Below are 11,656 nucleotides of genomic sequence, written 5' to 3'. Positions count from 1 at the left end.
AGTTTACAAATATGTATACAAAAACAAAGTGTATTATGTTAAAAGGTAAATTTTAAATCATTTTGTTTAAATTACACAAAGTTTAAAAGCTATTACATTCACCTTTAATTCAATATATTAAGAAATAATAATCTTCTATTCCTGCCATTTTTAGGATATTTTTAAGGATTTAAATCCTACTTAATTCCTTTATTTTAAATAAATTTGCAATACTATCATTCTACAAATACAAAATGTCAATCATTACCCTTACTTCGGATTTCGGAAATTTAGACTACAGAGTTGCTGCTATGAAAGGCAAGATTCTGTCTCTAAACTCGAAGGTTAATATTGTTGATATTACCCACGACATCCAGGCGTTCAACCTTATACAAACTTCATATATCTTTAGGAATGCTCACAAATATTTTCCTAAAGGCAGCATTCATATTTTATCCGTAGACAGTTTTTTTCATAAATCAAGAAAAAATATTGTGTACAAGTCGGACGGATCATATTTTTTGGCCGCTGATAATGGACTTTTAAGTCTTATTTTCTTCGATATTAAGCCCGAAGCAATTTATGAAATCACGCTAAACAGCAGATTTGATGACATCGTAAGCTTTACATCAACAGACATTTTTGTTCCTGCAGCGGTGCATTTAGCTAACGGTGGTCTTCCAGAAGTTATCGGCAGAAAAATAGATTCCGTAAAAGAACTTTTATTCCCGAAACCCGTTCATAATGAGTCGGAAAGAATGATCATTGGTGAAGTGATGTATATTGATAATTTCGGAAATATAATTTCAAATATCAACAAAGAAATTTTTGAAGTTGCCAGTAAAGGAGCTCAAAATTTCACGATAAAGTTCAGAAATCTAAGCCTTTCAAAAATCTTTTTAAGCCATACGGAAGTGGTTTCCGATTGGGAAAGAGAGACGGAGTACCATGGTCAGTCTGCTGCAATTTTCAATGACAGTCAGCTTTTGGAACTTACGATCTATAAAGGCAGCAAAAAAAACGGGGCAAAATCTTTGTTTGGATTAAATGTTGGAGAAAATATTTACATTGAATTTTTCTAAAATTATACATTCCATAAAAAAACCGATTTTTTTTATATATTTGTCAAAATCTAAAAATTAAAAATGGCAGAATACAAATTATTGCTTCCTTCCATGGGAGAAGGTGTTATGGAAGCGACAATTATCACTTGGTTATTCAATGAAGGTGATAGTGTAAAAGAGGATGATTCCGTAGTAGAAATTGCAACAGATAAGGTAGATTCAGACGTTCCGACACCAGTTTCGGGGAAAATTGTAAAAATCTTAAAGCAAAAAGACGAAGTTGCCAAAGTAGGTGAAGCCATTGCTATTTTAGAAATTGAAGGAGAAGGCGGAACTACATCGTCAGAAGAAGTAAAAACGGAGGCTCCAACTTCAGCTCCAGATACTGAAACATTAAAAACAATTGAAGGTGCTTTACAACCTACCGCTACTTCACATGTAGAATTCTCAGGAGATCTTTATTTATCACCTCTTGTAAAATCTATTGCTCAACAAGAAAATATTTCTGAAACTGAACTTAAAACCATCAAAGGAAGCGGTTTAGAAGGAAGAATTACTAAAGAAGATATTTTAGCGCATGTAGCTAACAGAGGAAATCAACCTCAAGCTGCTCCGGCTCAGCCAGCAGTTGTAGTAGCTAAACCAGTATCAGCTCCGGCCTCTACGGTTCCGGTTGCTGCAGGTGACGAGATCATTCCTATGGACAGAATGAGAAAAATCATCGCTGAAAACATGGTTAAAGCGAAACATATTGCACCACACGTTACCTCTTTCATTGAAACAGACGTTACCAACGTTGTAAAATGGAGAAACAAACATAAAGATATTTTCGAAAAACGTGAAGGAGAGAAATTAACTTTCATGCCAATTTTCGTAAAAGCAATCGTAAAAGCGATTCAGGACTACCCTATGATTAATGTTTCTGTAAATGGTGAGAATATCATCAAGAAGAAAAATATCAATATTGGTATGGCTACTGCCCTTCCAGACGGAAACCTTATCGTTCCTGTTATTAAAAATGCAGATCAATTATCTCTTTCAGGGTTAGCAAAAGCAATCAATGACTTAGCTTACAGAGCAAGAAATAAAAAATTAAGACCTGAAGATACTCAAGGGGCAACCTATACTATTTCTAACGTAGGAAGCTTTGGAAACTTAATGGGAACACCTATTATTCCTCAGCCTCAGGTAGCTATTTTAGCAATCGGAGCAATCGTTAAAAAACCTGCAGTTCTTGAAACTAAAGATGGTGACGTAATTGCGATCCGTCAGTTAATGTTTATGTCTCACTCATATGACCACAGAGTGGTAGACGGTTCTCTTGGAGGTATGTTCTTGAAACATGTTCATGATTATCTTCAGAACTGGGATATGAATACGGAAGTATAAATCAATACATGATTATTGATAAGTCATAAATGATACAATTATCATGTTGAGCTTATTGAAACATTCACATACAAACCTTCGAAATTTATTTTTCGGAGGTTTTTTTATTGCTTAATTTAGGCTTACCTAATATTAAAAAAAAATGGAACTTGATTTTAGAAAATTAGACGTCATTAAACTTTTTGATTTTTCTAAAGAGGAGGAAAAGTTAATTTTTGAAATTTATGACAAGCTAATTGAAAGCTATTCTATTTCTGTGATTAACATTGAAGATTCTCCCTATAATCAATTCATTTCTAAAAGTGAAAACCCTTTAATCATACCCAAAATCTGTTATTATATCACTAATAAAAACAATACAACCGGTTTTTATCTTTTTATAATCAACAAAATAGAGACAACCGTAAAAGGAGCTCGTACAAACAATAAATTTGATACTTTACAATGTTTAGGGTTTAAAAAATTAGATGAGGACTTTAATTTCATCTCAATCAATAAGAAAAAATTTGCAGATAAAATCGCAGGAATTTTTAGTAGTTTCAACATCAATTTTAAAGATGATCGAGACTTTAAAGATTTTTATGTGCTGGGAAGTGATAAATATAAAACAATGGAATTTTTAAATCCTACAAGAAAAGAAATTATCAAAAGCTTTCCGGACGAAGATTTTCATCTGGAAATTAAAAACGATATTTTAAGTTTTGCCATCCCGAAAAAACTTACCTTAAATAATGCTTTAATAATCTCGAATTTTCTCAAACAAATATAAATTTCGCATTTTTAACGTATTTTAGCATCTCAAATTTAACAAATGTTGAAAATTTTCACCCTCATTCGAAGAAGTCTCAAAAAATCCTTCGACAATATTCGAAACGAACAACTGAAGTACAACCTGCTTCAGGCGATTCCTTTTTGGATTGGATCTGTAATTACAGGTTTTGTCGCTGTAATGTATGCTAAAATTTTCGCTTGGGGAGAAAAACTATTGGAAATCATTCTTCATTGGCATGACTGGATGATCTTCATCATTGCTCCAATTGGCTTTGTACTTTCCTGGTGGCTGGTGAAAGAATTTGCGCCTAATGCCAAAGGAAGCGGAATACCTCAAGTAATGGCCGCTGTTGAATTAGCCAATCCAAAAGAACACACCAAAATAAGAAGTCTTTTAAGTCTTAAAATTATCTTTTTTAAAATCCTTTCCTCTGTTATATTAGTGATCGGCGGAGGCGCTGTGGGTAGAGAAGGACCAACAATCCAGATCGCAGGTTCAGTTTTTAGAAAGGTCAACGAATATCTTCCCCATTGGTGGCCCAAAATATCCAAGAAAAACATGATCATGACAGGCGCAGCAGCAGGTCTTGCAGCCGCCTTCAACACTCCGCTTGGCGGAATTGTATTTGCCGTTGAAGAACTCTCAAAAACGCATATTAATTACTTTAAAACAGCTCTTTTCACCGCAGTTATCATCGCAGGATTAACAGCTCAGACCTTTGCTGGATCTTATTTATATCTAGGCTATCCTAAAACGCATGATGTTTCTTTAATGGTGATGTTTCCGATTATTTTAGTGGCGGGAATTTCAGGAATTATGGCGAGTCAGCTTTCCGTAACCATGCTTAAAATGAATGACTGGAAAAAAAGAAAATTGAAAACCGACAGATCAAATGTTGCTTTCCTTATTGTATGCGCACTTTTTATAGCTTCAATAGCCTATTTTATTAATAGAGAAATTCTAGGCTCAGGAAAAGAAATTATGCAGCGTGTACTTTTCACACAGAATAAACATGAAGATTGGTATGTTCCCATTTTAAGAATGTTAGGTCCTGCCCTATCTTTCACTTCTGGCGGTGCAGGTGGAATTTTCGCACCCGCTTTAACTGCAGGAGCAAGTATCGGATCTGTAATTTCAGGAGCAATACATTTAACGCCAAACGAAAGCAACGTAGTTATTTTAGGAGGAATGGTTGCCTTCCTTACAGGAATCACACGTGCCCCGTTTACATCAGCCATTATTGTTCTTGAAATGACCGACAGACATTCTCTGATTTTTCATCTGATGTTAGCGGGAATGATTTCTTCTATTGCTTCCATTCTAGTAAGCAGACATTCATTGTATGATGTTATAAAAGCGAATTTCTTGACGGAGATTAGAAATAAGGAGGATTAGTGTTTTAGTGTTTTAGTGTTTTAGTGTTTTAGTGTTTTAGTGTTTTAGTGTTTTAGTGTTTTAGTGTTTTAGTGTGAAAAATAAATACAATTCTGGATTTTTCAATAAATAGATTCGATTATATATTAATTTTCAAAAAAATCACTATTCACGATTGATAATTAACCTTCTAGAATTCACTTTTTTTTCATAAATAATTAAGCCATATATTGTGTATTAGAAATAAAATACATAATTTTGCACCTCGAAATAATTAACAAATTCATTTAACATTATGAACAATTACGAAACTGTTTTCATTTTAACTCCCGTTCTATCTGATGCTCAGGTGGAGGAAGCAGTGAAAAAATTCGAAGATCTTATCAAAGAAAAGAACTGCGAAATCGTTGCCAAAGAAAACTGGGGACTAAAAAAATTAGCTTATCCGATCCAATTAAAAAAGAACGGATTTTACACTTTAATTGAATTTAAAGGTGAAGGTACTGTAGTTGCTGACTTAGAATTAGCATTCAAACGTGACGAAAGAGTAATTCGTTACCTTACTACAAAACTAGACAAGCATGCTGTAGAGTACGCTATCACTAGAAGAACTAAAGTAAAGACAGCTAAGGCTTAATATTAACCCAATTTTTTAAAAAAGACAAGACATGGCAATAGATGATATGGCTAAACAAGCCTCAGCTGGAGGAGAATCAGAAGTAAAATTCTTAACTCCCCTTGATATCAATACAAAATCTGAAAAGAAATATTGTAGATTCAAAAAATTCGGAATTAAGCACGTTGATTACAAAGATGCTGATTTCTTATTACAGTTTGTAAACGAACAAGGTAAAATCTTACCAAGAAGATACACTGGAACTTCTTTGAAATACCAAAGAAAAGTTTCTGCTGCTATCAAAAGAGCAAGACACCTTGCTTTGATGCCTTACGTAGCTGACTTGTTGAAATAAGCCACAACAAAAAATAAATAAAAGAAGAGAGCTTGCTTTCTTCTTTTGTTGCTGAATAAATAATTTTAATTCTAACTTGATTTTAGAGTGATCTAAAATCTAAAAAAGGACAACAACAATGGACATTATCCTAAAAAAAGACGTAGAAAACTTAGGTCTTGAATTCGATACAGTAAGCGTAAAACCAGGTTATGCTAGAAACTTCTTACTTCCTCAGGGAATTGCACTTTTAGCTACACCTAAAAACAAAGCAGCTCTAGAAGCTACTTTGGAAGCTAGAAAAGAAGAAGAAGCTAAATTAATCGCTACAGCTAACGGTGTAGTAGATCAATTGAAGAAAACTATAGTTATCATTCCTGCAAAAGTAGGTTCTGGTGATAAATTATTCGGATCTATCAACAATGCAGATCTTTCTGCTGCTCTTGCTAAAGCTGGAGTTTCTGTAGAGAAGAAATACATCAAAATCCCAGGAAACACTATTAAGAGAACTGGTAAAGTAACTGCTAACATCAGATTACATAGAAATGTTGAGTACAACTTCGAATTCGACATCGTATCTGACGCTCCAGTAGAAGCTCCTAAACCAGCTGCTCCTAAGAAAGTAGTTGCTGTAGAAGAAACTCCTTCTGAAGAAGCTTAAGATTCTAAAGAGATTTTCTCAAATATATAAACCACTTCGTTTGAAGTGGTTTTTTTTATGTCATTGCGAGGAGCGTAGCGACGAAGCAATCTCAAAAAAAACTCGATGTCACAACTTCACCACCCTCTTTGTCATTCCGCAGGAATCTAGACTCTTTTTGTAGAGACCAAATGGTAAAAATTATTGTTGAGATTCTTCCAGAATGACAAACTTCGTAAAAGTCCAATCATTGAGCTAATATTTTTTACAGTAAAAACTGCTTTGTCGCTACACTCTTCGCGATGACACTAAAATCCTCATACACTCCAACACTCCAACTCTCCCACTCACCTATTCCCCTTTAATTTCTGCTGATATTCACTCGGCGCAACCCCAATTACCTTTTTAAAAATATTGCTGAAAGAAGACAAGCTGTTATAGCCAACCATCATCGCAATCTCGTACATATTATACTTTCCTTCCAACATCAACTCTAAGGAACGGGTGATTCTTAAAGCACGCAGAAAACGAACGTAATTCATCCCTAAAATCTCTTTAAACTTTCTGGACAGGGTTCTTGTACTCATACCGAATTCTTTGGCAGTAGATTCAATCGTAAGAGGTTTTTCAAGGTTAGCATGAATATATTTAGCAATCTTCAACAAGGTTTCATCTTTTGGAAAAGGATGCTGCACCGGAAATGCTAAATTTTTGTCTCTCTTTTCAGGAAGAATACTTTTCAGCGCTTTGAGGAAATAATATTTCGAACTGTCATTTTTTGTGATTTTCCCATCCCAGTCTTTTGTATATAAAATCATCTCCCGAAGCAAATGACTTACCGAATACACATTAATTTCATCAAAAAAGCCATTTTCATTTTCTTCTTTTTTAAAATAAAAATTATATAAATCTACTTTCGGACTTGAACTAAAGATATAATGTGGAGTTCCGGCGGGAATCCACATAAAGCATCTTGCAGGAAGATACCAATGTTTTAAATCTGTAAAAACATGCACAATACCGCCCTCTGCATAGACTAATTGTGCAGATCCGTGATAATGAACATCCGTTGTTATACTTCCTGCAAGTACATTAAATACATAAAATTCGGCATCTTCTTCTTCTACAGCTCCAAAATGACTATCATTCATACAATAAAGGTAAGAAGAAAATCTCACATTGGCGTAAATGAACAAATCTTTTTCTGTTTTCACAAATCAGGTCTAGTGCTCTACCCCGTAACTTTGCACTATCAAAATCAATTTATCAAAAAACCTTCAATTAAATTATGAAAATGATATTTAACGCATGTAGATATCAAGGCATTGCGTTGTGCTTATTATTGATAAGCAGCTTTCTACACTCACAAATGATAGACTATCAATCCCTCAGCCTACAACAAGCTGTTGAATTGGGTCTAAAGAACAATAAAAATATTCAGATAAGCCATTTAAAACAACAAATGTCCGAAACCAAAGAGAAAGATCTCAAAATGGAAAAATTACCGGACATTGAATTTCATACAAGCTATACTCAGGTTTCCAATCTTTTTCAACATGAGAATGGCGTATTCGGAAAAGCCACTAAATATGATATTATTAATGGAATGTATGATTTCACGCTTTCAGCTTCGATTCCCGTTTACATGGGAGGAAAAATTAAAAATACCGAGAAAAAAGCATCCATTGATACCGAAATTTCAAGTTTAAAAACGCATCTCGATGAGAGACAGCTTACGATGGAAATTATCACTGCTTTTCTTCAGATCCATCATTTAAAAGAACAGCAAAGTTTGATTAATGATAAAATGAAAGAAGATTCTGTGAATATCAAACAGGTAAAAGCTTTAAAAGCAAACGGCGTCGTAACAGTGAATGAAGTATTGAGAACCTCTCTACAACTTTCTAATCACAAAATGAGCTGGACGGAATTAGATAATGATATTCAAATCGCAGAACATAAATTAAAAACAATTCTTTCCCTTCCGGAAAATCAGGAAATGCATGTTAATACAGAAGATCTAATTTCTGATAAAGCTGAAATTCCATATGTAGATGAATTAACAGAAACTGCTTTAACCAAAAACGAATCTGTTGAAATGACACACAAAAACCTTTCATTAAAACAACTGGATCAAAAAATAACAAGAGCGAATTATTTACCTAAAATAACAGCAGGCGGAGAATATTTTTTAAAATATCCGAATATGATGTTTTTCCCTCCTGAGCCTTATGCTTACCGCTTGGGAATGATTGGGGTGAATCTTACCTATCCTATTGAAAGTTTGTATAAAAATAAATACAAAATGCAGGAAGCAAAAGAAAATATAAGTTTAGCGAAACTTCAAATCGAAGAGAATGATGAAAACGTAAGACACAATGTCTATGAAGCGTATAAAAAGTTTGAAGAAACCGATCAAAAAATGAAAATTGCTGAAGAAGCTATTGATCAAGCGAAAGAAAACTACCGTATTGTAAGAACAAAATATATCAATAAATTAAGCTTAATTACTGAACTTATTGATGCAGACAACGCTAATCTGGAAGCACAATCTAATCTTATATCCGTAAAAATAAACCGACAACTTAAATATTACCAACTCCAATATACGATTGGTAACCTGTAAAAAACTATGGCACAGAAGCAATTAACACAAAAAGAAAAAAGAATCAATAAAACGATCACTTTATTGGCCTGGATCCTTATTATCAGCGGAATCACGGGAATGCTAAGTTTCTATCTTTTTTCGAGAAAAAATGTTACTACAAACGACGCGCAGATCGAACAATATATTACGCCTGTTTCCAGTAAAGTTTCAGGTTTCATTAAAACAATAAAATTCAACGAAAACCAATTCGTTCATAAAGGAGATACTTTAATCATCATTGATAACAGAGAATTTGTAAACCAAGTGAAAATGGCAGAAGCCAATCTTCACGCCAATTCTGAAAACATTACCACCATCCAAAGTGGGGTAAACACAAAAGAAAGTGACACCAAAATCATTGATGCTAAAATCGCCTCTGCAAAAATTGATATTTGGAGAACGGAACAAGATTTTAAGAGATATAGAAACCTGGTTTCAGAAGATGCCGCTACTGAACAACAGTTTGAAAATGTAAAAGCTTCATATGACCAGGCAAAAGCCAATCTTTTAGCATTAGAACAGCAAAAAAATGCTGTAAAAGCAAGTGCAAACGAACAGGAAACTAAAGTTGCTCCGGCGAAAAGCCAGATCCAACAAAGTTCTGCAAGCTTGAATAATGCTCAACTTTTCCTTTCCTACACAGTAGTTACAGCGCCTTATGATGGTTGGGTTGGAAAGAAAACAATTCAAGAAGGTCAGTTAATCAAAGAGGGTCAAGCCTTAGTTCAGATTGTAAGCAAAGAAAAATGGATTATTGCTAATTATAAAGAAACTCAGTTGGGACAAATTGATCAAAAACAAGAAATTACAATTACTGCAGATGCTTTTCCTGATGTTGAATTTAAAGGAAAAATTGTATCAATTTCACCTGCTTCGGGTTCTCAGTTTTCTTTAGTAAAACCAGATAATGCAACGGGAAACTTCGTTAAAATAGAACAGAGATTTCCAGTGAAAATTATTCTTGATAATAATCAGAATAACGAAAAATTACTTTCCGGAATGAATGTTCTGGTGAGTGCAAAGAAAATATAAAGTTTGAGAATATGAGGGTTTGAAAGTTTTATGTAGTAGTTAGATGTTATGTAAAGATGTAAGTTTTCAAATTCCCTCATTCTCAAATTTAAAATTAATCAGTTTACTTATTTTTCGACGAAAAGGCCGGACTGCAAAGCCGCAAAATTGCTAATTTTTTTCTTACGCATTTTTGCCATTTTACCTTTTACTTATTTTACATTTTGCTTTTCAGCCTTTTCGTTTTTATTCAAAAAAAAAATGCAACACAATTCAGTTTATTATAAATGGGTTCCGCAATGGTTGAAACTGCCACTTCTTATACTGGCATTGTTTCCGCACTTGATGTTACTATCAATACTGCATTCCAACAGTGCTTTTACGTCCTCTTTTATGGATGTAGATCCTGATGATATTCAGTATTTATTAATGATGATGTATGGAACATTTGTTGTAACCATGTTGGTATTGCAACGGTTTATGGCCTATTTTAGTGTGAAATACTACATTCTCTTGATGTCTTCCATTTCAGTCATCATTCTCTATATTTTATCCGTTACGAATGATTATCATGTTATTTTAGTCATCAGATTCTTAGAAGGAATTTTCGGACTAATGGAAGGTGCTATATTTCTCCCTTTAATTATTGCTGAATTAAAGACTAAACATGCCAAAATTATCACCTATCTTTTCATGTATACCATCATGTTAACGGGTGGAACGGTTACCACATCTTTACTAAAATCAAGCATCCAGGATTATGATTTTCAGCATATGATTTTAATGATTCTTTACTTTCATATTTTTGTTTTAATTATCGGGATTGCACTTTTCAACAGAAATAGATTCTTTCCTAAAAAGCCTTTATATCAATTAGATATTACAAGTTGGTTTCTCCTTTGGATTTGCCTACAGGCTGGAGCATACGCTATTGTTTATGGAAAAAGACTCATGTGGTTTGAATCTGATACCATTATTTTATGTCTGTTCGTATTTTTAATTTCAGGCGGCTTATTCATGCTAAAACAGAGAAATTCTAAACGTCCGATTTTCCACTTTGAAGTTTTCAGTTCAAAGAATGTAATCGTCGGAATGCTTTTATTTTTTATATTTTATTTAATTCGTTCTGGATTAAATAATGTCTACAGCATCATGGCAACCGTTTGGAAATGGCCTTGGGATTATATTGTCGACATTCAATACTGGAATGTTTTAGGAACCGTTATAGGCGTATTTTTATCCGGAATTTGTTTAATGAAAGGCGTTTCTTCAAGAATTGTATTCTTCACGGGATTTCTATTGTTGGCGATAGATTGTGCTTGGTTTACCTATACTTTTTATCCAGATACTACACTGTCAACAATTTGTCCGCCACTATTTTTACAGGGAATCGCACAAGGCTTATTATTTACGCCTTTGGTATTTTTCTTAATTTCGGGAATGCCTGAAGAATATGTTTCCAATGCCACCGCTTTGGGTACCTCTACCCGTTTCTGGACAACCGCAATTGGATATGCTTTAATGCAGAATTTAATGTTATTCTTAACCTTAAAACATTCAGATACCCTAAGTTCTCAGTTAACAGATACCAACCCTGTTTTCTATTCGCAATGGAGCCAAATCTTTGGAGCCAACATTGCCAAACTACCCATTAATGATTCATTATCAATGACGGCAGGTGCTTTTAAAGCAAAAATTGCTGCTCAGTCTATGCTACTTTCGAACATGGAAATATTCACAGGATTATTTTGGTTAGCATTCATTACCGCTTTGCTTTTATTACTGTATCATCCTGTAAAAATTGCCATTCGAAATATAATGTAATTTTTA

Annotated in this window: 11 protein-coding genes; 10 read left to right on the top strand and 1 reads right to left on the bottom strand. The window is 33.8% G+C overall.

The genetic code is table 11. The features are described from left to right. Window positions 1-233: 233 nt before the first annotated feature. From BUB80_RS14125 to rplI, 7 genes are all read left to right on the top strand, one after another. Entirely contained in the window at window positions 234-1,061 is an 828-nt protein-coding gene (locus tag BUB80_RS14125; RefSeq protein ID WP_073293913.1) for an SAM hydrolase/SAM-dependent halogenase family protein, read from the top strand. Window positions 1,062-1,124: 63 nt separating this feature from the next. Then, window positions 1,125-2,432, top strand: coding sequence for a dihydrolipoamide acetyltransferase family protein (locus tag BUB80_RS14120; protein WP_073293911.1), 1,308 nt, complete (start codon window positions 1,125-1,127; stop codon window positions 2,430-2,432). Window positions 2,433-2,574: 142 nt separating this feature from the next. Continuing rightward, a complete protein-coding gene (locus BUB80_RS14115; protein WP_073293909.1) occupies window positions 2,575-3,201 on the top strand; it encodes a hypothetical protein in 627 nt (208 codons plus the stop codon). 42 nt (window positions 3,202-3,243) lie between these two features. Further along, window positions 3,244-4,599 (top strand): chloride channel protein, encoded by a 1,356-nt coding sequence (locus BUB80_RS14110; RefSeq protein WP_073293907.1) that lies wholly within the window; start codon window positions 3,244-3,246, stop codon window positions 4,597-4,599. Window positions 4,600-4,873: 274 nt separating this feature from the next. Further along, complete coding sequence (gene rpsF, locus BUB80_RS14105) at window positions 4,874-5,215, top strand: 30S ribosomal protein S6 (protein WP_066758064.1); 342 nt, start codon at window positions 4,874-4,876, stop codon at window positions 5,213-5,215. Between the two features lie 31 nt (window positions 5,216-5,246). Further along, the gene (gene rpsR / locus BUB80_RS14100) at window positions 5,247-5,549 is read left to right on the top strand and encodes a 30S ribosomal protein S18 (protein ID WP_027382072.1); all 303 of its coding nucleotides are present in this window, start codon (window positions 5,247-5,249) and stop codon (window positions 5,547-5,549) included. A gap of 118 nt (window positions 5,550-5,667) precedes the next feature. After that, window positions 5,668-6,189 carry a 50S ribosomal protein L9 gene (gene rplI, locus BUB80_RS14095; protein WP_073293905.1) on the top strand — a complete coding sequence of 174 codons (522 nt, stop codon included), beginning with the start codon at window positions 5,668-5,670 and terminating at the stop codon, window positions 6,187-6,189. Window positions 6,190-6,515: 326 nt separating this feature from the next. Here the strand turns inward: rplI and BUB80_RS14090 are convergent, their stop codons facing one another. Continuing rightward, the gene (locus BUB80_RS14090) at window positions 6,516-7,382 is read right to left on the bottom strand and encodes a helix-turn-helix domain-containing protein (protein ID WP_228433825.1); all 867 of its coding nucleotides are present in this window, start codon (window positions 7,380-7,382) and stop codon (window positions 6,516-6,518) included. 74 nt (window positions 7,383-7,456) lie between these two features. Here BUB80_RS14090 and BUB80_RS14085 point away from each other — a divergent pair, with 74 nt between their 5' ends. From BUB80_RS14085 to BUB80_RS14075, 3 genes are all read left to right on the top strand, one after another. Further along, entirely contained in the window at window positions 7,457-8,794 is a 1,338-nt protein-coding gene (locus tag BUB80_RS14085) for a TolC family protein (protein WP_228433823.1), read from the top strand. A 6-nt stretch (window positions 8,795-8,800) separates the two neighbouring features. Further along, window positions 8,801-9,847 (top strand): HlyD family secretion protein, encoded by a 1,047-nt coding sequence (locus tag BUB80_RS14080; RefSeq protein WP_054509188.1) that lies wholly within the window; start codon window positions 8,801-8,803, stop codon window positions 9,845-9,847. Between the two features lie 240 nt (window positions 9,848-10,087). Further along, the gene (locus tag BUB80_RS14075; RefSeq protein ID WP_139262697.1) at window positions 10,088-11,650 is read left to right on the top strand and encodes an MFS transporter; all 1,563 of its coding nucleotides are present in this window, start codon (window positions 10,088-10,090) and stop codon (window positions 11,648-11,650) included. Window positions 11,651-11,656 lie beyond the last annotated feature (6 nt).

The organism is Chryseobacterium polytrichastri, assembly GCF_900142445.1.
GTDB classification, from domain to species: Bacteria; Bacteroidota; Bacteroidia; order Flavobacteriales; family Weeksellaceae; genus Chryseobacterium; species Chryseobacterium polytrichastri.
The sequence above is the reverse complement of the archived record's forward strand: the minus strand, read 5'-3'. Positions and strand labels throughout refer to the sequence as shown.